The following is a 20,820-nucleotide window of genomic DNA, read 5'->3' as shown; positions in this document are numbered from 1 at the left end:
GTCAGGTGGGGGGCGCGAGCACCAGGCAGGCGTTCTGGCCGCCGAACCCGAAGGCGTTGACCAGGACGGGCGCGGGGGCGACGGGGCGCGGGGCGCCGTGGACGAGGTCGACCAGGTCGGCTTCGGGGCTGCGGCGCAGGTTGGCGATCGGCGGGACGACGCCGCGGGCCGCGCAGTGCAGGGCGAGGGCGGCGGCGAGGGCCCCGGCGGCGCCGATCAGGTGGCCGGTGACGCCCTTGACGGCGGTGAGCGGCGGGGGCTGGCCCCGGTAGCAGCGGTCGACGGCACGGGCCTCGGCGCGGTCGCCGGGAACGGTGGAGGTGCCGTGGGCGCTGATGTGGCCGATGTCCGCGAGCGAGAGCCCGGCGTCGGCGACGGCCCGCTGCATGCAGCGGGCGGCGACCTCGCCGTCCTCGTGCGGGGCGGCGATGTGGAAGGCGTCGCAGTTCTCGGCGTAGCCCGCGATCTCGCCGTGGATGCGGGCGCCGCGGGCGCGGGCCGACTCCCAGCGCTCCAGGACCAGGACGGCGGCGCCCTCCCCCATCACGAAGCCGTCCCGGTCGGCGTCGAACGGGCGGCTGGCCAGGGCGGGCCGGTCGTTGCGCAGGGACAGCGCGCGCATCCGGGCGAAGGCTCCCATCACCACGGTGCTGACGGCCGCGTCGACGCCGCCGGCCACCGCGACGTCCAGTTCGCCGTGCCGGATCCGGCGGGCGGCCTCGCCGAGGGCGGTGCCGCCGCTGGCGCAGGCGCTGGAGTAGGTGGTGCAGACGCCCTGGAAGCCGTGGCGCAGCGCGACCCGGCAGGCGGGCGAGTTGGCCATCGTCCGCGGGACGGTGTGCACGGGCAGGTCGCGGGGGCGGTCGACGTAGCCCGCGGTGGCGGCCTCCATGCTGGACAGGCCGCCGATGCCGGTGCCGATCTGCACGCCGATCCGGTCGCGGGGCGCCTCCGCGGGCAGGGCGGCGTCGGCGAGGGCGTCGTCGGCGGCGCACAGCAGCAGTTGCGCGGGGCGGTCGATCTGCCGGGCCTCGCGGCGGCTGAGGTACGCCTCCGGGTCGAACTCCGGTACCAGGCAGGCGAAGTGGACCGGCAGGTCGGCCTCCACCAGCCGTTCCACCCGGGTGGCGGTGGAGCGGCCGGCCAGCACCGCGGCGTACACCTGGTCGAGGGTGTGGCCCGCGGGTGACTTGAGGCCGATGCCGGTGACGGCGACCCGGTGGCCGCCCGAGGGGTGCCGGTGCCGCGCGCTCACGCGGGGCCGCCCGGGGCGCGCGTCAGGGTGATCACCGCGTCGGCGGTGCGACCGGCCGGGTCGGCGGCGGCGGGGTCGGCGAGCCGGGCGTGCAGCAGGTCGACGGCGTGGCCGAGGTCGCGGGCCGAGAGGAGGTCGTCGGGGTCGATCCGCAGGCGCAGGGTGCGTTCCAACCGGGCGCCGACCTCCATGAGTTCGAGGCTGTCGATGCCGAACTCCTGGCCCAGGGAGGTCCGTTCGTGCAGCTCCTCGGGGTCGGTGCCGAGGACGTCGGAGACGACCGTCCGGACGGTGGCGGCGAGTTCCTCACGCGTGGGCACCCGGGTGCGCTCCTTCGGTGGTTCCTACGGTGACAGTCCGCACGGTCCGTTCGGCGGCGCCCAGTGCGGCGTCCAGGATGCTTGCGGCTTCGGCGAGTTGGGCCGGGGTGGTGAGCAGCGGCGGAAGCAGCCGGACGGTGGTGGGGCGGCTCAGGCAGGGCGAGACCAGCAGGCCGGTGGCGGCGAGTTCGAGCACCGTGGCGCCCGCGGCCTGCGGGGAGACGCAGTCGAGGCCGCGCAGCAGTCCGCGGCCGGGCACGGCCCGCACCACCTCGGGGTGGCGCTCCCGCAGGCCGACCAGCAGGGCGTCCAGTTGTGCGGCCAACTCGCTTCCTTGGTCCGCGAGTTGTTCGATGGCGTCGAGGGCGGCGGGTACGGCGGCGCAGCTCAGCGGGTGGCCGCCGAAGGTGGTCGAGTGCAGGAACGGGTCGGCAGCCAGCGGCGCGTACAGGCGCTCGGAGCACAGCAGGGCGGAGAGCGGGACGACGCCGCCGCCCAGTGGTTTGCCGAGCAGCACCCCGTCGACGGGCAGGCCGTCGGCCAGGGCGACCGAGCGTTCGCCGCAGCGGCGCAGGCCGCACTGGATCTCGTCGGCGATCACGAAGGCGCCGTCGCGGGCCGCGTCCGCGCACCACTGCCGGAGCACCTCGGTGGGCAGCGGCAGTGCGCCGTTCTCGCCCTGCACGGGTTCGAAGACGATCGCGGCCACCCGGCCGCCCGCGGTCTCCCGGCCGACCGCCGCCGGGTCCTCGGCGTCGACGTGCACGACGTCGACCTCGCTGCCGAGCAGGCCGCGCCGGTACAGCGGGCTGTGGGTGAGCGCGAGGGCGCCCAGCGACTTGCCGTGGAAGGCGCCGCGGACGGCCAGCACCCGGGGGCGGCCGGTCGCCAACCGGGCCAGTTTGACCGCGACTTCGACCACGTCGGCGCCGTTCAGGCCGAAGTGGACCTTGGGGAGCGCGTCGCCGAGGTAGCCGCTGAGCCGGGCGGCGGCCACGGCGGCGACCGGGTTGGCCAGGCTGCGGGTCGAGGTCGGCATGGCGTCCAGCTGGGCGCGGACGGCGGCGGTGACGGCGGGGTGGCGGTGGCCGAGCAGGGTGACGGCGTAGGAGCCGAAGTCCAGCGCGGTGCGGCCGTCGGAGAGCGTCACCCGGCAGCCCTCGGCGACCGACTCGACAGCGCCGCGCCCGGCGAAGCCACCGGTCAGGGCGAGCTTCGGGGAGCAGTGGCGGCGCAGCCGGTCGAAGGCGAGGCCCGCGTCGGTGTCCGTCGCCGGGTTCGGGAGGGTGGTGGTCACCGGGCGGCTCCCCGCAGGAGCATCCGCTGTTCGAGGGCGGCGAGCATCTGCGCGGCGCTGTCCCGCAGGGCGTCCGCCGCGACCGGGTTGAGCATCTCGGCGAGCAGCGGGATGCCGAGGTCGAAGTCGACGTGCAGGGCGACGGTGCTGCCGCCGCCGGGTGCGGCCCGCACCGCCCAGTGGCCGCTGAACGCGCCCAGGTCGCCGGTGAGTTGCTCGAAGTCGAAGCGGCGTGCGGCGTGGTCGATCAGCTCGGTCTCGGTCCAGCGCAGCACGGAGCCCTGCAGCCGGACCGACCAGGCGGTGGTGCGGTGCCGCTCGTCGGGCTGCTCGACCAGTTCGACCGCGTCCACGCTCTCCATGCAGGCGGGGTAGCCGAGGACGTCCACCACCACCGGCCAGGCCTCCTCGGGCGGCGCGGCGACGGGCAACTCCACTTCAACGTGCGGCACGGGACGGCCTCTCCTCGGAACGGCGGGCGGTGGCGGGGGTGTCGGGGCGGCGGGCGGCGGGGCGCCGGTCGGCGCGGGAGCGGGCGGCCGGACGGTCGGCCGGGCCCAGTGCCTCGGCGCGGGCGGCGGCCAGGGCGGGCGGGAGCAGGCGCCGCAGCACGGCGCGGGGCAGCGGCCGCAGGTGGGTCATCGCGTGCCACTGCTCGACCAGGGCGCAGCCCATCTCGGTCTTCGGGAGGTACGCGGTCTGGGCGAAGCGGATGTGCCCGCAGCCGGTGGCCATCGCCAGCCGGACGGCCGCGTAGTGCAGGTTGTGGTACAGCGCGGCCCGGTGCGCGAGGCGGTAGTCCAAGCCGATCCGGGCGCCGGTGGCGCCTCTCCCGGCGAACAGGCAGAGCAGGAAGCCGACCAACTCCCGCTGTCCGTGCTCCTGTTGCCCACTGCCGTCGAAGCAGGCCAGCAGGCGGCTGCCGGGGTCGGCCGCGACGGCGGCCAGGAAGGCGTGGTCCAGCACGTCCAGCGTCTGGTCGGCCCGGTCCATCACCTGCCGGTAGAGCGGCAGCAGTTGCGGCAGCAGGTGGCCGAACTCGGCCAACTCCTCGATCTCCAGGCCTGCTTGGGCTTCGAAGCGGCGGATCTTGGCCCGGGCGTTGCGTCGCGGCTTGGCCGGGAGGGCAGCCAGGTAACGGTCGAACGAGTCGGTGGGCAGGGCGAGTTCGGTGTCGGGCAGGGCGGGGGCGAGGAAGAACCCGGCCTCCGTCAGCGGGATGCGCAGCGGGGCGAGGTCGGGCCCGGTGAAGTCCTTGAAGACCACGGTGCCCAGCCGTTCGCGTCGGGCCAGCTCCAGGACGGCCGCGACCAGCAGCCGCCCGGCCCGGTGGTCCGGCGGCCGCGCGGCGAGCAGGCGGCCCTGGCCGAGCAGGTTGCCGCACAGCAGCATCGGCACCCGCAGCAGGCGGGGTGCGCGGCGGCGCAGCGGGGCGAGCAGGCGGCGCTCGCGCGGGCCGAGGATCCGGTCCACCTGCAGGTCGGGGAAGAGGCACAGCGGCAGCACGGCGACGGGCTCGCCGCCCCGGCGCAGCAGCAGGTAGGCGTACCCGGCGGGTCCGACCCGGCTGCGTTCCAGTGCGGCGAACACCTCCCGGGACCACATCGGGTCGTCGGCCGGGGCCAGCCGCTCCCACAGTCCGGGTGGCAACTCCGCGACGCTGCGCAGCACTTCGACCCGGTAGGGGCCGTCTCCGGGGCGCACCGGTCAGCCGATCCGCAGCGGGCGGCCGTCCAGGTGCTCCCGCAGCGGGCGGGCCATCCTGGTGCGGGCGGGCGGGTGGAAGGTCAGGCCGGTGGCGGCGGCGGCCAGGTAGGAGCCGTCCGGGGAGGTGATGAAGGCCATGCCGCCGAGCGCGGCCAGGCAGGTGCGGGTGGTCTCGGCGATGGCGTCCTGCGCGGCGTAGCGGGCGGTCAGGGCGCGCACCAGCAGCGCCTCGTCCAGGGGTTCGTCCGCCATCGCCCGGGCGACGGCCTCCACGGCGAGCATCGCGGCCTCGACAGGGACGAGGTGGGCCGTCGGATCGTCCGCGTCGCCGCCGGGGCGTTGCAGGGCCCGTTCGACCAGGGCGCTGGCCACGCCCAAGTAGCCTGCGGTCAGCAGCAGTTCGAACCAGAGGAAGCCCGCGACGTTCAGGGCGTCCGGCACGGCGTCCGCGGTGACCTCGGTGGGGACCACCATGGACGGGTCCAACTCGACGTCGGTGAGCCGGACTTCGTCGCTCTCGGCACCGGCCAGCAGGTGGGTGCCCCAGAACGGGTGGACGGTGATGCCGGGGGTGTCGGCGGGGATCAGCGCCACCGCCAGCCGGTCGACGCCGTCCGGGCCGGTCAGCGCGACCGAGGCGGTCAGCAGGTCCATCGAGCGGGAGAGGCTGCAGGGCATCTTGCTGCCGTTCAGCACGATCCGCCCGCCGCGGCGCTCGGCGGCCAGGTGCGGGGCGAGGATGTTCTGCCCGGCCCGGCCCTCGGCGAACGCGGAGGCCACCAGCAGCCGCCGCTTGGCGACCGACTCCAGCAGCGCCCCCTCCAGGCCGTCCCCGTACTTCGCGGCCTCGACCAGGCCCGCGACCGAGAAGTGGTGCATGGTGGTGGCCACCGCCAGCGAGGGGCAGCGGGCGCCGACCGCCCGCTGCACCCGGACGGCCTGCAGCGCGCTCGCGCCCGCGCCGGAGTACGCGGCGGGCACCAGCAGCCCCGGGCCGCCCGCCTCCTTGAACGCGGCGATCGCCGGGCTGGGCGTGCGCTCCAGTTCGGCCAGCGGGTGGCGGGCCAGCGCCCGGTCCAACCCGGGCATGAGCGCTTCCAGTTCGGCGCGTTCGCGGTGCAGGAAGTTCACGGGCACGTCCTTCGGGAGGGGCGGGTACGGCGGACGAGGGGGTGGAACTGCTCCCGGTCGGCCCGGGGCACGCCGATCAGTTCGCCCACCGCCGCGACCGGCGGTGGGTAGCCGGCCAGGGCCCGGAAATCAGCGGTCACGCCGCCGGAGAGCGCCTGCGCGAAACGGTCGCACAGTTCGTCGACGTTCTTCTCCATGCCCGCCGGGAGTTCCACCGCCCGGCGCGACCCGAACGCCACCGTCGGCGGCCCGCACGCCACCGTCAGTGGCCCCTGCAGTCTTTCGTGCGCGGCGCCGTTGGTGCCGAGCGGCGAGGCGTGGAAGGCGGAGCCCGTCGGCACGGCCCGGCAGTCGGCGAAGCCGGCCAGGAAGGGGTTGTCCCACTCCGGTTCGGCCGCCGCACCGTTCATCGAACTCGCCCACCTTCGGTCGCCGCCGCGCACGCCGGATCGTCGAATCGGCTCGCCTCTTGCGATTCGTTCGGACCGAGAGTACTGGAAGCAGCCTTACCGCGCACATTTGAAAATCATTCAAGTTCCCATTTATCCATGGGAATTACTGCTCGTCGGATGATTTTCCGGACCGCTTCGGAATTCCCCCGCTCTCGCGCCGTGCGGGATCCGCGCATCGGTGGGCGGCGATTCCGTCGATGCCGCACGGGAAACCGGTGCGCCCCGACCTCACGCTCCGCCCACGGGAGCGTTCGCCGGTCCGGGCCCGAGCCGGGCGCCGCGCGCCCCCGCTGCGGGGGTGCGCGGCGCCCGGCTCGACCCAGGGCCTCGACTCCCCTCGCTCAGCAGGCGATCGGCGAGGACCCCAGGGCCACGTCGTCGTACCAGAGCGTGTCGGAGCCGTTCCCGTACGCCTCCCAGCCGAGGTCCAGGGTGACCGGCCGGGGGGCGGTGGTGCGGCTGAGCCACTGCTGGTCGATGTCGGCGGTGGGGACGCCGTCGTCGTGCAGGCCGGGCACCAGTTGGTCGTTCAGCCAGGTGTCCATGGACTGCCTGGTGGTGTCGACGGCGAAGCGGACGCAGACCCACTGGTTCACCGGCAGCGGCAGGCTCTGCGAGACGCCGACCGGGCTCTGCGCGGGCAGCGTGGCGTCGTCGGACTCGCGGTTCCACTGCAGGGCGCCGTTCTGGCCGCCCAGGCGCAGGTGCTTGTTGCCGTTGTTCGCGTCCTCCATGGTGACCATCGCGATGTGGTCGGCCGGAAGAGCGGTGGTGTGCCGCACCCAGTAGCGGGCGTAGACCACCGGGCCGACGGAGGACACGTTCTTCGTGGTGGCCGCGAACACGTGGTTGCAGTAACCGGCTTGGCCGTTGACCCGCAGCGACCGGCTGCCGCCGTGGACCACCGAGGTGTCGACCGTCACCGTGCCCGCGCCCGCGCAGTCGGGGGCGGCGATCTTCCAGTCACCGGTCAGGGCACTGCCGTTCTGGTCCTCGAAGCCCGAGCAGACCACCGCCCCGGAGCAGCCGGTGCCCCCGCCCCCGGTCGAACTCGCGCTCGGGCTGGGGCTGAACGTGGGACTCGTGCTCGCGGACGGACTCGGGGACGCCGACGGGCTCGGGGACGCCGACGGGCTCGGGCTCGCGGACGGGCTCGAACTCGGGCTCGGGGTCGGGGTCGGAGTGGGCGAGGAGGTCGAACCCCCTTGGCAGGACGCCCCGTTGAAGGCGAAGTCGCCGGGAACGGGGTTGCTGCCCGACCAGGTGCCCTGCATCCCGAAGGACACCGAACCACCGCTGCCGACCGCTCCGTTGTAGCTCAGGCTGCTCGCCGTGACGGCGCTGCCGCTCTGGCTCACCTGCGCGTTCCAGGCCGAGGTGACCTGCTGACCGGCCGGGAACGTCCAGGTCAGCTTCCAACTGCTGACCGCAGCGCCCGAGTTGGTGACGGACACCTGCGCGGTGAAGCCGCCGGTCCACTCGTTGTTCGTCCAGGAGACCTGGCAGGCGGCGCTGCCCGCGCCCCAGGCCGGAGTCGGGTGCTGTCCGAGCCCGGCCAGCACCCCGAGGACCACCGCGAGCACGGCGAACACCGCCACCGGGGCGCGCCGCCCGCCGTGCACCCGCCCGTTGCTTCGCACCATGTCGAACCTCCTTGCGTCGTCGGTGCGTTCTGTGGTTCGTGCGGGCCCCGGGCCGGGACCGTCGCGAAGTGCGCGGCGGCCCCGACCCGGGGCGCGGGGTCACGAGGCGGTGCAGGAGATGGAGCCGGTCGGGAAGTTGTTGCCGGTGGAGTTGGCGGTGAAGCCGAAGGTGGTGCTGGAGTTGGCGCCGATGGTGCCGTTGTAGGCGACGTTCTTGACCGTCACGTCACTGCCGGAGGTGGTCAGCGTCCCGTTCCACAGGTTGGTGATGGTGGTGCCCGCGCCCGTCTGCCACTTCAGCGTCCAGGAGCTGACCGGCGTGGAGTTGTGGTTCATCACCTCGACCGACCCCTGGAAGCCGCCGCCCCAGGAGCTGACGACGCTGTAGGTGGCCATGCAGCCGCTGCTCGGCATGGAGCCGCTGGACGACGGGCTCGGCGACGGGCTCGAAGAGGGGCTCGACGACGGGCTCGACGACGGCGAGGCGCTCGCCGACGTGCTCGGGCTGGCGCTGGCACTCGGGCTGGGGCTCGCGGACCGGCTCGGGCTCGGCGAGGAGGTCGGCTGGTGGATGCCCGTCACCTCGCCGTGGCCGCCGTCGAAGACCAGGTCGGAGCAGGAGAAGAAGTTCTCCTGGCTGTCCGACCGCACCCACTGGATGAACATCAGGGCGGCGCCGCTACGGCCCGCCGGGAGGGCCTGGTTCCAGTAGTAGTGGCCGCCGTCGGTGCCGGGGCTGCCCACCTGCGGCGGGTTGGCGACGGTGCTGATCAGGCTCAGGTCGGCCCAGGCCAGCGGGGTGGTGGGGGACCAGCCCTGCTTGGTCAGGTAGACCCGGAACTCCCCGGGGTGCGCAGCCCAGTTGGAGTAGTCGAGCTCGATCGTGGCGCCGGAGGTCAGGTGCGTCTTGGGCCAGTCGTCGCGGGGGGCGTTGTACGCGGCGAAGTCGTACGGGGACTTGTTCCCGGCGCTGCACAGGGTGCCGTCCGGGACGTACCCCTGGCCGCGGCCGCCCGCGTTGGAGTCCAGCACGGCGAACCAGTTGTAGAGCGGCGTGGTGCCGCCCTGCGCGACGGCCGCCTGGCAGGCGGGGTTGGTCGGCGTCAGGGCGCCGGTTCCGGTGATCCCGTCCTGGTAGCACAGGTACGTGCGCGAGCCGGGCATGATCGCCAGGCCGTGCGCCTGCGCCGTGGGCAGGCCCAGCAGCAGCGCACAGACCGTCGCGACCGCGCTGGCGAGAGCCGCGACGATGGTGGGGGTCTTACGTCGTGACATGAAACTTTCACCACCTCGGTGGAGGGGGCCCGCCCGTGCCGTCCCGGCCGGGCGGGCCGTCTGATCGGGGAAAAGCCGTGCTCATGCCATGAGCGGGGGAATTTCTGGGAGCGCTCCCACGCCTCAAGGTAACGGCCTGTCAAGGGCGTGTAAACCGGTGGCCTGAAAGCCTGAAAACGATCAAGTCCCTTGGGGGGAAAGCAGGTTGCTCCCGACGGGGGCGGCTCACTGCGCGCCCGGCACCAGTCCGGCCCGGTGGGCCAGGACGACCGCCTGGACGCGGTCGCGCAGGCCGAGCTTCGCCAGGATGCGCGACACGTAGGTCTTGACCGTCTCGGGCGTGATGAACAGCGCCGCGGCGATCTCCGCGTTCGACGACCCCTCGGCGATCAGCCGGAACACCTCCAGCTCGCGGGGGGTCAGCGCGCGCACCACGTCCTGCCCGGCCGCCCGGGAGGTGGCGGCCGGGCGCAGGTGCCGGGCGAAGTGGCCGATCAGGTGGCGGGTGACGGCGGGCGCCAGCAGGGCCTCGCCGCGGGCCACGGTGCGGATGCCGTTGACGAGTTCCAGCGGCGGCGCGTCCTTGAGCAGGAAGCCGCTGGCCCCGGCGCGCAGCGCGTCGTAGACGTGGGCGTCGACGTTGAAGGTGGTGACGACGAGGACCTTCGGCGCGCCCTCCACCTCCGGTCCGGCCAGTCGCCGGGTCGCCTCGATGCCGTCGAGCAGGGGCATCCGGATGTCCATCACGACCACGTCCGGGCGCAGTTCCCGGGCCGCCCGGACCGCCTCGTGGCCGTTCTCGGCCTCCCCGACGACCTCCATGTCGGGCTGCGCGGAGAAGATGGTGACGTAGCCGGTCCGCACCAGCGCCTGGTCGTCGCAGACGAGCACCCGGATCGGGGGCGGCGCTTCAGTCACGGTGGTCACTCCTGGCGGGGTCGGACGGGATGGTGGCCCGGACCGTGAAACCGCCTGCGGGCCCGGGTCCTGACTCCAGTTCACCACCCAGCATCCGCACCCGTTCGCGCAGCCCCGCCAGCCCGCGTCCACCCCCGTGGGCCGCCCCGCGGGCCGCCCCGCGAGCAGCGACGGCGGAGGCGGAGGCGGGTCCGTCCGTGGCCACCTCGATTCCGAGGTCCGCCGCGCCGTAGCGGAGCAGGACCCGGGTCGGCCGTCCGGCCGCGTACTTGAGCGCGTTGGTGAGGGCCTCCTGCACCACCCGGTACGCGGCCAGTTCCACGTCCACGCCGTGCGGGCGGCGCTCGCCCTGCCGGGTGAACTCGACCGGCTGGCCCGCCCGTCGGGCCCGCTCGACCAGGTCGCCCACCCGGCCCAGGGTCGGGGCCCGGTCCACGGCCGCGGGGTCATCGGCGGCGGGGCCACCGGCCGCGGAGCGGCCGGCCGCCGCCTCACCGGTCGCCTCCAGGACGCCCAGCAGGTACCGGAGTTCGGTCAGCGCCCGGCGTCCGGTGTCGCTGACCGCCGCCATCGCCTCCGTGGCGCGCTCCGGCGCCGAGCCGACCAGGAACTGCGCCGCGTCGGCCTGGACCACCATGGCCGTCACGTGGTGGGTGACCACGTCGTGCAACTCGCGGGCGATCCGGGCCCGTTCGGCGGCGGTGGCGGCCTCGGCGGCCGTCCGCCGCCGCCGCGCCTCGTCCGTCCGCCGGGTGCGCACCGCGCCGCCCAGCAGCGCGGCCGCGGCCAGCACCAGGAAGAACGCCAGGTAGTCCGGCACGGACTGCGGGGAGCCGAGGCGGTGCAGGACGACGGCCAGCGCGGCGTAGCCCGCGGCCACCGCGACGGCCGACACGGGGCGGCGGCGGGGCTGGTGGGCCCCGGCGGAGTACAGCGCCAGGTACAGCCCGACGCTGGCGAAGGTCGTCGCGAAGCCCAGCGCCTGGTGCACCGCGAACGCGACCCCGACCACGGCCAGGCAGGCCGCGGGCCACCTGCGGCGCACCGCCAGCGGGAGGGCCTGGGCCAGCACCAGCCCGACCCCCAGCGCGCTCGCGGGCCGCTCGGGCAGGTCGCCGATCTGCGCACCGATGCCGCTCAGGGTCGGCACGAAGGCCGCCAGGGCCAGCGCCGGCGCCAGGACGCCGTCCCCGAGCGGGACGCCCCCGGGCAAGGCGCCCCCGGGCAGGGCGACCCGCCGCTGCAAACTCTCCAAGTGCCCGCGCCACCAAGCCATCTGACGTCGCGTCATGTACGTCCCCTTCGCAGTTCCGTGCTCAACGCCCGGCGCGCCGACGGGACTTGATTCCGCCGTCGCGACGGGCGAGGACGAGCATCCGGGCCGCCAGGGCCAGTGCGATCAGGACGGGCACCACCGACGCCTCGAGGCCGAACCCGCCGCCGGTCAGGAAGGTCGAACCGTGGGTGGCGACGGTGAACAGGCCCTCGGGGGCGTGCCCGGAGACCGGGATGCCGAGCAGTTGCTCCGCGGTGTTCCAGGCGAAGTGCAGGCCCACGACGAACCAGATGCTACGCCGCCACAGAAACGCGGCCCCGAGCAGGGCACCCGCCTCCAGCGCGATCGACAGCCCGCCCCACGCGGTCGCCCCCGGTGTGCCCAGGTGCGCCACCCCGAAGAACAGCGAGGTCACCGCGAGGGCCGCCCGGCTGCCCCACACCTGCTCCAGGGCCTGCAGGGCGAGGCCGCGGAACAGCAGCTCCTCGCTGACCGCGGCCCCGATCTGCACCGCGGCCGCGCTCCCCACCAGCGACAGGACGCCGCCGCCCTTCCAGGAGAACGAGTAGCCCCCGAGCACCGTGATCAGGAAGGTGGCGACGAGGACGAACCCCAGGCCGATCCCGCCGCCGAGCAGCAGCTCCCGCCCGGCCCCGCGCCGGGCGACCTCCGGCACCGGACGCCGGGCCACCCGCCGCCCGATCAGCCGGTACGCGGCCACCGCCGCGACCGCCCCCAGCACCGGCACCGGACCGGGCCCGGTCGCCGTCAGGCCCGAGACCAGGCCGACGCCGAGCATCCCCGTCGCCATCCAGCCGAGCGGCGACCGTACGACCCGGCCGACCCGGCCGAGCCGCCCGTCCCGCGCCCCGCTCGCCCCGCCTGTCCTGTGCGCCCCGCGCGCCTCACCCGTCCCGCTCGCCTCCGGAGCCGAAGCGGTGCTGTCCGGTGCAGCAGTCCCCATGGTGCCCTCCCCTGTCGCGGCCGGACCGTTCCGACCCGACCACCACGCTAGGAAGCCGCCGCCCGCCACGAATCACCCGCGCCGGGACGGCCCCGGTAGCTCTCACGGGGGATGCGCAGCGCCCTCGCCCCGACGCCGCTCCGGCCCGACCGCGCTTCAGAACGGTCGCACCGCGGCCCGGAGCAGCAGCTCGGCCGGCTCCCCCGGCACGGTGCCCACGCAGTCGTGGCCGCCGCGCAACTCCCGCACCCGCACCCGCACCCGCGAGGGGCCGTCGACGCAGCGGACGTGCGTCCGGGGCAGCGCCGCCGCAGCCGGGTTGCCCGGCGGGGTGCGACGGTCGGCGGATGAGGCACCGTGAACGTCACGCCCGCCGTCGGCCCGTTCGGAAATGATCAGCGGTCGAACCACGCGTGCCCTACCCTTCCCGCATGGACCGCGTGAACGTCAGCACCCTGGCCGAGCGACCCGAACTGGCCGACGCCCTCTGGGACATGCCTGACAGCTGGCCCACCTTCATGCTGCAGGACCCCGTCAGCAGCGCCTGTGTCGGCCGGATTCCCGAGGTGTTCCGCGACCACGTCCTGGTCGCCACGGACGGCGTCGGCGCGTTGGTCGGCCGCGCGCTCAGCGTCCCGTTCCGACTGGCCGGCCCCGAGCGCGACGGTGGGCTGCCCCCGCGCGGTTGGGACGAGGTGCTGCTCCGGGCTTTCGCCGACCACCGCCGCGGCGAGGTGCCGGACACGGTCAGCGCGATCGAGATCGCCGTCCGCCCCGATCTCCAGGGCCGCGGCCTGTCCGGGCGTCTGCTCACGGCCCTGCGCGAGAACGCCCGCGACTGCGGATTCGCCGAAGTCGTCGCTCCCGTCCGGCCCAGCGCCAAGCATCACGAGCCGGGCACGCCGATGAGCGAGTACGCCTTCCGGACGCGGGAGGAGGACGGGCTTCCGCACGACCCGTGGCTGCGTGTCCACGTCCGTGCGGGAGCGGTGATCGAGAAGGTGGCACCGGTGTCGATGACCATCGCCGGATCCCTCGCCGAGTGGCGTGACTGGACCGGTCTCCCCTTCGACCGGCCCGGCGAGGTCGTCGTGCCCGGCGCGCTCGCACCCGTCCACTGCCACCTGGAACGTGATTGCGCCGTGTACGTCGAACCGAACGTCTGGGTGCGGCACCGCCTCTGACGGCGGTGGCCGACCCGGCGCAGTGGGCCGGTACCCGGAGGGGCCGTTGGGGTGGCCGCGCGGCGGTGGAGCCGACGGCCTCCTCGGGCGGGTTCAGTGCGCCGGGCCGGAGCGGAGCACCTCGTCGACCGAGGCGACCAGGGCCCGCTGGAAGTCCGGGTCGAACGGGCCGTAGGTGCGCAGGCCGTCCGCGCGGCGGGGCGACATCAGGTGGCCCAGCCGCGGGTGGACGTGCAGTTGCGAGCGCAGGCCGCGCGCCAGCGCCGCCCGGTGCAGCAGGTGGGCCTGCCGGGTGGGGGTGGTCCAGTCCTCGGCGCCCACGTGGACGGCGAGCCGGCCGGTGATCCCGGCCAGGCGGCGGTACGGGGCGGGCTGGGCGAACCAGTCGCGCCAGAACGAGGCGGGCGCCGACTCCTCGTCCCCGGCGAGCGCCGCGTCCTCCCAGGCGTCGTACTCCAGCGCCAGTTCGGCGCGCAGCACTTCGAGGTCGGCGTGCGGGCCGAAGCGCTCGACCAGGTCGAACGGCTCCCACCAGCCGCTGCGGCCGGTGGTGTCGGCCAGCGCGGCGGCGAGGTCGACGGTGCCGTCGGCGGTGGTGAAGCCCGCGGCCAGCCACTCCAGCCGCCGGTCCAGGCCCATCCAGCGCTGGAACACCGGGCGGGCCTCGGCGCTGGGCGCGACGAGGACCAAGTGGCTCTCGCCGCCGAGGCGTTCGGCGGCGGCCAGCGCGACCTCGGCGCCCATCGAGACGCCCAGCAGCACCACCCGGTCGGCGTCCACCGCCGGGTGGGCGCGCACCTGCTCGACCGCCCGGACGGCGTCGTCGACCAGCCCGGTGAAGGTGAACCGGGGCGAGCCCGCGCCGCCGTGCCGCTCCTCGGTGAGGAAGCGGGCGTCGTAGCAGAGGGCGCCCGTCCCGGCGGCGGTCAGGGCGGCGCCGAGGTCGGCGAAGAGCCGGACCGGCCCGTTCCCGGAGGCCTCGGGGGGCAGGTGGGCGTCGCGGTCCCAGACGCCGTACGGGTGCAGCAGCACCGCGGCCGGGACGGGGCGGCCGTCGGGCCGGTCGGCGGGCAGCCGCAGGTGCGCGGTGCGGCCCCGGTCGAGGGAGATCCGGTCGGCGCGTTCGGAGGCGTGGTCGTCGATCATGCCCGACACCGCCCCAGACCCGCAGCGGACCGGGGAACCCCGGGCGCGGAGAACGGCACCCACGTACACCACTCACCGATTTGCCTATACGATATAGGCAAGTTCATACTGGACGTAGCTTCGACGGAAGGACGACCATGGCTCGCGCAGGACTGACCCCGGAGCGGCTGACCCGGGCGGGTGCGGAGCTCGCCGACGAGGTCGGCTTCGACCAGGTGACCGTCGCGGCGCTCGCCCGGCGGTTCGACGTGAAGACCGCGAGCCTGTACTCGCACGTGAAGAGCTCGCAGGACCTCAAGGTCCGGATCGCCCTGTTCGCCCTGGAGGAGCTCGCCGACCGGGCCTCCGAGGCCCTCGCCGGGCGCGCCGGGAAGGACGCCCTGGCCGCCTTCGCGGACGCCTACCGCGAGTACGCCCGGGAGCACCCCGGCCGCTACGACGCCACCCGGCTCCGGCTCGACTCCGCGACCGCGGCCGCCAGCGCGGGCGTCCGCCACGCCCGGATGACGCGCGCCCTGCTGCGCGCCTACCACCTGGCGGAACCGGACCAGACCCACGCGGTACGGCTGCTGGGGAGCGTCTTCCACGGCTACATCAGCCTGGAACTGGCCGGCGGTTTCAGCCACAGCGCCCCCGACCCGCAGGCGTCCTGGCTCTGGATGCTGGACTCCCTCGACGCCCTGCTGCGCCTGCACGGCACCCCCTGACCGGCAGGGCCACACCCCCGCACCGCCGCACCCCGGCGCCCCGGCGCCCCGGCGCCCCGGCGCGTCCGGACACACCCCCTGCACCCCGATCGACCAGCTGGGAACCATGAGCACCGAGAGCACCGCCCACGCCCTGACCACCACCCCCGTCACCGCGGAGCTGCTGCGCGGCTTCCTCGACCTGGAGCCGACCGCGCACGGCCTGCTCCCGCACCGGCTGCCCGCCGCGGCGCGCCGGCAGATACCGGACGAGCAGCTGGCCCTGGCGGAGGCCCAGCCGTCCGGCGTGCGGCTGGTCTTCCGCACCGCCGCGACCGTCGTCGAGCTGGACACGCTGCCCACCAAGCGCGCCTACCGGGGCTTCCCGGCCCCCGCGGACGGCGTCTACGACCTGCTGGTCGACGGCCGCCTCGCCGCCCAGGCCACCGTGCCCGGCGGCAACGTCCGCCTGGTCACCGACCTGACCGCCCAGACCTCCGAACTGCTCGAGGGCCCGGTCGGCACCGCCCGCTTCACCGGCCTGCCCGCGCACGACAAGGAGGTCGAGATCTGGCTCCCGCACAACGAGACCACCGAACTGGTCGCCCTGCGCACCGACGCCCCCGTCACCCCCGCGCCCGACCGCGGCCGCCGGGTCTGGCTGCACCACGGCAGCTCCATCAGCCACGGCTCCAACGCCACCCACCCCACCGCCGTCTGGCCGGCCCTGGCCGCGGCCCGGGGCGGGGTGGAACTGGTCAACCTGGGCTTCGGCGGCGGCGCGCTGCTCGACCCGTTCACCGCCCGCGCCGTGCGGGACACCCCCGCGGACCTGATCAGCCTGAAGATCGGCATCAACCTGGTCAACACCGACGCGATGCGCCTGCGCGCCTTCACCCCCGCGGTGCACGGGTTCCTCGACACCGTGCGCGAGGGGCACCCGACCACGCCGCTCCTGGTCGTCTCGCCCGTCCTGTGCCCGGTCCAGGAGGACACCCCCGGCCCCCTCATGCCCGACTTCGCCGACGGCACGCTGAAGTTCAAGGCCACCGGCGACCCGGCCGAACGCGCCGCCGGACGCCTGACCCTGACCACCGTCCGCGCGGAACTCGCCCGGATCGTCGCGGCACGGGCGGCCGAGGACCCGAACCTGCACCACCTCGACGGGCGCGAGCTCTACGGGGAGGCGGACTACGCCGAGCTCCCGCTGCCCGACGAGGTCCACCCCGACGCCGCGGGCCACCGCCGCATCGCCGAGAACTTCGCCCGACTCGCCTTCGGCCCCACGGGCCCCTTCGCCACCACGAACGTCTGAACCCACCGCGAACGCCTGAGCCGCGGTCAGGCCCGCTCCGCGCGGGGTGCGGACGCGGTGGGCGGCACCGGCCCTGCCGGCGGGGCGGGCGGCGGGTGGACGGCAGGGGTGCGCGGGCGCAACCGCTCGCCCTGCGGCCCGAACAGGACCAGGTACTCCACCGGGCCGCCGGGACCGGCGTTGGCCACTCCGTGCGGGGTCCGGGTGTCGAACTCGGCGACCTCGCCGGGGGTCAGGACGAGGTCGCGGTCGGCGAGCGCGAGCCACAGCCGCCCGTACAGGACGCACAGCCACTCGTGGCCGCCGTGGGAGACCTGGCGAGGCCGCGCCGGCGGACCGTCGAGGGCGGGCAGGACGTGCTTGTGGGCGTGCAGGCCGCCGACGTACCGGGTCAGCGGGAGCACCGCCTTCTCGTCGCCGAAGCTCAGCGGCGCCCTGGCGGGCGGCCCGGCCGCGGGGGCGGGGGCCCGACCGGCCAGTTCGTCCAGCGAGACCTCGTACTCCTCGGCCAGGCGCAGCAGCACCTCCAGGGTGGGCCTGCGCCGGCCGGTCTCGATCCGGGACAGCGTGCTGACGGAGATGCCCGTGGCGCGGCCGACGGCGGTGAGCGTCACGCCGCGGCGTTCGCGCGCGGCCCGCAGCCGGGGCCCCATCGCGTCCGCCGTTCCGTCGGCTGCCACCTGCGTCCTCCTCCGCGCCGCTGCCCCGTCGCACCACCCTGTGCTGCGAGTTTGCCAGATCGGCAACGGTCGTCGCGCCGGACGGGTGCCGCGCCGCAGGATCGACGGGACACCGCGTCCCGTCCGCCGCGCACCGAGGAGCAGCCCGTGCAGCCCGAACCGACCGCCGCACCCCGCCACCGCACCGTCCGGACCCCGGCCGGGCGCCTGCACCTGGTCGAGCAGGGCACCGGCCCGCTCGTCCTGCTCGTGCACGGCTTCCCGGAGTCCTGGTACTCCTGGCGCCACCAGCTCCCGGCCCTCGCCGCGGCCGGTCACCGGGCGGTGGCGATCGACGTGCGCGGCTACGGCCGATCCTCCCGGCCGGAGGCGGTCGAGGCCTACCGGATGCTCGACCTGGTGGCGGACAACCTCGCCGTCGTGCGCACCCTCGGCGAGCGGGAGGCGGTGATCGTCGGCCACGACTGGGGGTCCACCATCGCCGCCACCTCCGCCCTGCTCCACCCCGGGGTGTTCCGGGCCGTGGGCCTGCTGAGCGTCCCCTACGCACCGCCCGGCGGGTCCCGCCCCACCGAGGTGTTCGGCCGGATCGGCGGCCCGGGGCAGGAGTTCTACGTCTCCTACTTCCAGGAGCCCGGCCGCGCCGAGGCGGAGATCGAGCCCGACGTCCGGGGCTGGCTCGCGGGCTTCTACGCGGCGCTGTCCGCCGACACCATGCCCGCCCCGGACCAGCCCGACCCGCACTTCGTCACCCCCGGCGGCCGACTGCGCGACCGCTTCCCCGCGGACGTCCGCCCGGCCTGGCTGGGCGAGGCCGAACTCGACGTCTACACCGGGGAGTTCGAACGCACGGGATTCACCGGCGCCCTCAACCGCTACCGCAACCTGGACCGGGACTGGGCGGACCTCGCCCCGCACCGCGGCGCCCCGATCGGCCAGCCGTCCCTGTTCGTCGGCGGGGCCCTGGACGCCTCCACCACCTGGATGTCCGACGCCGTCGCCGCCTTCCCCACCACCCTCCCCGGCCTGACCTCCTGCCACCTCCTGGACGGCTGCGGCCACTGGATCCAGCAGGAGCGTCCCGCCGAGGTCAACCGGCTGCTGACCGACTGGCTCGCCACCCTCCGGGCCTGAACCGGCCCCGGACCGGCGGGGTTTCGAAACCTCGGCTTCACGCGGGAGGTCCCCGGGGGAAACGGCCGCTGCCTAGCGTCTCCCGCCATGGACACCGGGCCGTACGCACCTCCGGACGCACCGCACCCCCCGCACCGCGAGCGCCTCACCCAGGAGCGGCTCGCGGGGCGGTTCGGGGTCTCCCGGACACCGGTGCGGGAGGCGCTGACGCGGCTGCGCTCCGACGGCGCGATCAGGGACGGCGGCTGACCCCCCGCGCCCGGCCCCCGCCCCCTGCTCGGCCGGCACCCCTCGTACGGCACACCCGCACGCCCGCAGGCCCGCGCCCGTCCCCCTTCCGCACCTTCCGCACGGCAAGGAGGCACCGCATGAGCGTCGAACCGAACCCGGTGAGAACCGTCGAGCCCGGCCCTCCGCGGTCGGCGGCACCGGCCACCACCGCACCGGCCACCACGACACCGGCCGCCACCACCGCCCCGGCACCGACCGCCACCGGCCGGGCCGCCGAGGAGACCCTGGAGGACTACACCCTCCGCTTCGCGCCCCGCACCTACCGCCGCTGGACCCCGATGGTGGTGGCCACCACGGCCCTCGGCGGCATCGCCTACATGGCCGACTTCTCGATCGGCGCCGGCATCGGCCTGGTCCACGGCACCGGCAACGCGCTGGTGGCGATCGCCGTGGCCGCCGCGGTCATCTTCGTGACCGGCTACCCGCTGGCGTACTACGGCGCCCGCTACAACATCGACCTGGACCTGATCACCCGGGGCTCCGGCTTCGGCTACTACGGCTCGGCGCTGACCGGCGTCATCTTCGCCAGCTTCACCTTCGTCTTCTTCGCCCTGGAAGGCTCGATCATGGCGCAGGGGCTGAAACTGGGGTTCGGCCTGCCGCTCTGGCTGGGCTACCTGCTCTCCACCCTGATGGTGATCCCGCTGGTCGCCTACGGCATGAAGGCGCTGAGCAGGCTCCAGGTCTGGACCACCCCGGTCTGGCTGGTCCTGATGGTCTCCCCGCTGGCGTACCTGGTCTGGACCGACCCCGGCAGCGTGGACCGCTTCCTGTCCTACGCGGGCACCGACGGCGAGGGGGGCGTCAACACCGCGTCCGTGCTGCTGGGCGCCGGGGTCTGCCTGTCGCTGATCGCGCAGATCGGCGAGCAGATCGACTACCTGCGCTTCATGCCGCCCCGGACGGCGGAGAACCGGCGCGGGTGGTGGACCGCGGTGGTCATGGCCGGTCCGGGTTGGGTGGTGGTCGGCGCGCTGAAGCAGGTGATCGGCGTCTTCCTCGCCGTGCGCATCCTCTCCGCGGTCGGGCCGGGCCTGGCGCCGGAGCCGATCCGCCAGTTCAAGGGCGCCTTCGACGCGATGTTGCCGTCCTGGCTGGTGGTCCCGCTGGCCGTGGCGCTCGTGGTGGTCAGCCAGATCAAGATCAACGTGACGAACGCCTACTCCGGCTCGCTGGCCTGGACGAACTCCTTCACCCGGGTCACCCGCCGCTACCCGGGGCGGATGGTCTTCGTCCTGGTCAACCTGGGCATCGCGCTGGTCCTGATGGAGGCCGACATGTTCAGCTTCCTCAACAGCGTCCTGGGCTTCTACTCGAACTGCGCGATCGCCTGGGTGGTCACCGTGGCCACCGACATCGGCGTCAACAAGCACCTGCTGCGGATCTCCCCGCTCCGCCCCGAGTTCCGCCGCGGCATGCTGTACGCCGTCAACCCGGTCGGCGTCGTCGCCTTCACCGCCGCCTCGGGCCTGTCGATCGCGATGTACTTCCACGCCTTCGGCGACACCCTCCAGCCGTACTCCCCGGTCGCCGCCGCGCTGATCGCGTTCGTCCTCACCCCGCTGACGGCCGTCGCCACCAGGGGCCGGTACTACCTGCGCCGGACGGACGACGGCATCGACGAGCCGCTGCTGGACGCCGAGGGCAACCCGAGCGCGGTCACCCTCGACTGCCACGTCTGCCACCGGCCCTACGAGCGCCCCGACCTGGCCGCCTGCGCCGCCCACGACGCCGTCGTCTGCTCGCTGTGCCTGAGCACCGACCGGTCCGGCGCCCACGTGCTGCCCGCCTCGCCCGCCACCGCCTGACCCGCTGGCCGCCCGGCCCACCGGCCGCCCGTCCCGTCCGCCGCCGCCCCGTTCCGCCCCCTCGGTGGAACGGGGCGCGGACGTGTGCGGACCTCGTGCGCCCCCCAGATTGTTAGCGCTAACAATCGCTTCGTCAAGCCTCGTACACAAAGCCTCCACCAGCGAGCGGCGCCACGTTCGACAGTGTTGCGCGGACCCTTGACGCTGCTTCTGTTAGCGCTAACACTCTGAGGACGCCGGACAGCGGCGGACCGCGCGCACCGAGCCCGGGGCCCTCCCCGCCCCGGGCCGACGCCCCCTCCCCCACCCCGGGGGAGGCGCGCCGTCCGACCGCCGAC

Annotated in this window: 21 protein-coding genes; 6 read left to right on the top strand and 15 right to left on the bottom strand. The window is 74.8% G+C overall.

Translation table 11 applies throughout. The annotated features are described in order from the left end of the window. Position 1: 1 nt before the first annotated feature. The 13 genes from ACFY00_RS24660 to ACFY00_RS24600 form a co-directional block, all read right to left on the bottom strand. Positions 2-1,255: a beta-ketoacyl-[acyl-carrier-protein] synthase family protein gene (locus ACFY00_RS24660; protein WP_388033709.1), complete on the bottom strand. Its 1,254-nt coding sequence runs from the start codon at positions 1,253-1,255 to the stop codon at positions 2-4. Beyond that, positions 1,252-1,575 carry an acyl carrier protein gene (locus tag ACFY00_RS24655; RefSeq protein ID WP_388033708.1) on the bottom strand — a complete coding sequence of 108 codons (324 nt, stop codon included), beginning with the start codon at positions 1,573-1,575 and terminating at the stop codon, positions 1,252-1,254. The genes ACFY00_RS24660 and ACFY00_RS24655 overlap by 4 nt, the downstream gene beginning before the upstream one ends. Further along, positions 1,562-2,872 (bottom strand): aspartate aminotransferase family protein, encoded by a 1,311-nt coding sequence (locus ACFY00_RS24650; protein ID WP_388033707.1) that lies wholly within the window; start codon positions 2,870-2,872, stop codon positions 1,562-1,564. The genes ACFY00_RS24655 and ACFY00_RS24650 overlap by 14 nt, the downstream gene beginning before the upstream one ends. Further along, positions 2,869-3,324 carry a type II toxin-antitoxin system RatA family toxin gene (locus ACFY00_RS24645; protein ID WP_388033706.1) on the bottom strand — a complete coding sequence of 152 codons (456 nt, stop codon included), beginning with the start codon at positions 3,322-3,324 and terminating at the stop codon, positions 2,869-2,871. Before ACFY00_RS24645 ends, ACFY00_RS24650 begins: the two co-directional genes overlap by 4 nt. Then, positions 3,311-4,576, bottom strand: coding sequence for a GNAT family N-acetyltransferase (locus ACFY00_RS24640; RefSeq protein ID WP_388033705.1), 1,266 nt, complete (start codon positions 4,574-4,576; stop codon positions 3,311-3,313). The genes ACFY00_RS24645 and ACFY00_RS24640 overlap by 14 nt, the downstream gene beginning before the upstream one ends. Positions 4,577-4,579: 3 nt before the next feature. Beyond that, positions 4,580-5,710 (bottom strand): acyl-CoA dehydrogenase family protein, encoded by a 1,131-nt coding sequence (locus tag ACFY00_RS24635; protein ID WP_388033704.1) that lies wholly within the window; start codon positions 5,708-5,710, stop codon positions 4,580-4,582. Next, entirely contained in the window at positions 5,707-6,120 is a 414-nt protein-coding gene (locus ACFY00_RS24630) for a hypothetical protein (RefSeq protein WP_388033703.1), read from the bottom strand. Before ACFY00_RS24630 ends, ACFY00_RS24635 begins: the two co-directional genes overlap by 4 nt. A gap of 383 nt (positions 6,121-6,503) precedes the next feature. Next, complete coding sequence (locus ACFY00_RS24625) at positions 6,504-7,805, bottom strand: cellulose-binding domain-containing protein (RefSeq protein WP_388033702.1); 1,302 nt, start codon at positions 7,803-7,805, stop codon at positions 6,504-6,506. A 99-nt stretch (positions 7,806-7,904) separates the two neighbouring features. Continuing rightward, positions 7,905-9,080, bottom strand: coding sequence for a lytic polysaccharide monooxygenase (locus tag ACFY00_RS24620; protein WP_388033701.1), 1,176 nt, complete (start codon positions 9,078-9,080; stop codon positions 7,905-7,907). 225 nt (positions 9,081-9,305) lie between these two features. Then, complete coding sequence (locus tag ACFY00_RS24615; protein WP_388033700.1) at positions 9,306-9,998, bottom strand: response regulator; 693 nt, start codon at positions 9,996-9,998, stop codon at positions 9,306-9,308. Next, complete coding sequence (locus ACFY00_RS24610; RefSeq protein ID WP_388033699.1) at positions 9,991-11,289, bottom strand: sensor histidine kinase; 1,299 nt, start codon at positions 11,287-11,289, stop codon at positions 9,991-9,993. Before ACFY00_RS24610 ends, ACFY00_RS24615 begins: the two co-directional genes overlap by 8 nt. Before the next feature lie 25 nt (positions 11,290-11,314). Then, positions 11,315-12,238: a CPBP family intramembrane glutamic endopeptidase gene (locus tag ACFY00_RS24605; protein WP_388033698.1), complete on the bottom strand. Its 924-nt coding sequence runs from the start codon at positions 12,236-12,238 to the stop codon at positions 11,315-11,317. 156 nt (positions 12,239-12,394) lie between these two features. Continuing rightward, positions 12,395-12,649 (bottom strand): hypothetical protein, encoded by a 255-nt coding sequence (locus ACFY00_RS24600; protein ID WP_388033697.1) that lies wholly within the window; start codon positions 12,647-12,649, stop codon positions 12,395-12,397. Positions 12,650-12,669: 20 nt separating this feature from the next. Between ACFY00_RS24600 and ACFY00_RS24595 the strand changes: the two genes are divergently transcribed. After that, positions 12,670-13,422: a GNAT family N-acetyltransferase gene (locus ACFY00_RS24595; protein ID WP_388033696.1), complete on the top strand. Its 753-nt coding sequence runs from the start codon at positions 12,670-12,672 to the stop codon at positions 13,420-13,422. A gap of 93 nt (positions 13,423-13,515) precedes the next feature. On the opposite strand, the gene ACFY00_RS24590 is transcribed toward ACFY00_RS24595, so the two are convergent. After that, positions 13,516-14,568 (bottom strand): serine aminopeptidase domain-containing protein, encoded by a 1,053-nt coding sequence (locus tag ACFY00_RS24590; protein WP_388033695.1) that lies wholly within the window; start codon positions 14,566-14,568, stop codon positions 13,516-13,518. 137 nt (positions 14,569-14,705) lie between these two features. Between ACFY00_RS24590 and ACFY00_RS24585 the strand changes: the two genes are divergently transcribed. Further along, positions 14,706-15,275, top strand: coding sequence for a TetR/AcrR family transcriptional regulator (locus ACFY00_RS24585; RefSeq protein ID WP_388033694.1), 570 nt, complete (start codon positions 14,706-14,708; stop codon positions 15,273-15,275). 106 nt (positions 15,276-15,381) lie between these two features. Next, on the top strand, positions 15,382-16,569 hold the full coding sequence (locus ACFY00_RS24580) for a GDSL-type esterase/lipase family protein (RefSeq protein WP_388033693.1): 1,188 nt from the start codon (positions 15,382-15,384) through the stop codon (positions 16,567-16,569). A gap of 26 nt (positions 16,570-16,595) precedes the next feature. On the opposite strand, the gene ACFY00_RS24575 is transcribed toward ACFY00_RS24580, so the two are convergent. Further along, positions 16,596-17,222, bottom strand: a complete 627-nt coding sequence (locus ACFY00_RS24575; RefSeq protein ID WP_388033723.1) for a helix-turn-helix domain-containing protein — start codon at positions 17,220-17,222, stop codon at positions 16,596-16,598. 174 nt (positions 17,223-17,396) lie between these two features. Here ACFY00_RS24575 and ACFY00_RS24570 point away from each other — a divergent pair, with 174 nt between their 5' ends. From ACFY00_RS24570 to ACFY00_RS24560, 3 genes are all read left to right on the top strand, one after another. Beyond that, a complete protein-coding gene (locus tag ACFY00_RS24570; RefSeq protein WP_388033692.1) occupies positions 17,397-18,383 on the top strand; it encodes an alpha/beta fold hydrolase in 987 nt (328 codons plus the stop codon). An 87-nt stretch (positions 18,384-18,470) separates the two neighbouring features. Next, positions 18,471-18,632, top strand: coding sequence for a GntR family transcriptional regulator (locus ACFY00_RS24565; RefSeq protein ID WP_388033691.1), 162 nt, complete (start codon positions 18,471-18,473; stop codon positions 18,630-18,632). Between the two features lie 119 nt (positions 18,633-18,751). Further along, positions 18,752-20,482, top strand: coding sequence for a purine-cytosine permease family protein (locus ACFY00_RS24560; RefSeq protein WP_388033690.1), 1,731 nt, complete (start codon positions 18,752-18,754; stop codon positions 20,480-20,482). Positions 20,483-20,820 lie beyond the last annotated feature (338 nt).

The organism is Kitasatospora sp. NPDC001540, assembly GCF_042894345.1.
Taxonomy (GTDB): Bacteria; Actinomycetota; Actinomycetes; order Streptomycetales; family Streptomycetaceae; genus Kitasatospora; species Kitasatospora phosalacinea_C.
This window is presented reverse-complemented; position numbering and strand designations above follow the sequence as displayed.

What these genes read in the sequence shown, in the direction of transcription:
- ACFY00_RS24630 (WP_388033703.1), bottom strand. Translation starts at nt 6,120, where the DNA reads ATGAACGGTGCGGCGGCCGAACCGGAGTGGGACAACCCCTTCCTGGCC.
- ACFY00_RS24625 (WP_388033702.1), bottom strand. Translation starts at nt 7,805, where the DNA reads ATGGTGCGAAGCAACGGGCGGGTGCACGGCGGGCGGCGCGCCCCGGTG.
- ACFY00_RS24620 (WP_388033701.1), bottom strand. Translation starts at nt 9,080, where the DNA reads ATGTCACGACGTAAGACCCCCACCATCGTCGCGGCTCTCGCCAGCGCG.
- ACFY00_RS24610 (WP_388033699.1), bottom strand. Translation starts at nt 11,289, where the DNA reads ATGACGCGACGTCAGATGGCTTGGTGGCGCGGGCACTTGGAGAGTTTG.
- ACFY00_RS24605 (WP_388033698.1), bottom strand. Translation starts at nt 12,238, where the DNA reads ATGGGGACTGCTGCACCGGACAGCACCGCTTCGGCTCCGGAGGCGAGC.
- ACFY00_RS24595 (WP_388033696.1), top strand. Translation starts at nt 12,670, where the DNA reads ATGGACCGCGTGAACGTCAGCACCCTGGCCGAGCGACCCGAACTGGCC.
- ACFY00_RS24590 (WP_388033695.1), bottom strand. Translation starts at nt 14,568, where the DNA reads ATGATCGACGACCACGCCTCCGAACGCGCCGACCGGATCTCCCTCGAC.
- ACFY00_RS24585 (WP_388033694.1), top strand. Translation starts at nt 14,706, where the DNA reads ATGGCTCGCGCAGGACTGACCCCGGAGCGGCTGACCCGGGCGGGTGCG.
- ACFY00_RS24580 (WP_388033693.1), top strand. Translation starts at nt 15,382, where the DNA reads ATGAGCACCGAGAGCACCGCCCACGCCCTGACCACCACCCCCGTCACC.
- ACFY00_RS24575 (WP_388033723.1), bottom strand. Translation starts at nt 17,222, where the DNA reads ATGGGGCCCCGGCTGCGGGCCGCGCGCGAACGCCGCGGCGTGACGCTC.
- ACFY00_RS24565 (WP_388033691.1), top strand. Translation starts at nt 18,471, where the DNA reads ATGGACACCGGGCCGTACGCACCTCCGGACGCACCGCACCCCCCGCAC.
- ACFY00_RS24560 (WP_388033690.1), top strand. Translation starts at nt 18,752, where the DNA reads ATGAGCGTCGAACCGAACCCGGTGAGAACCGTCGAGCCCGGCCCTCCG.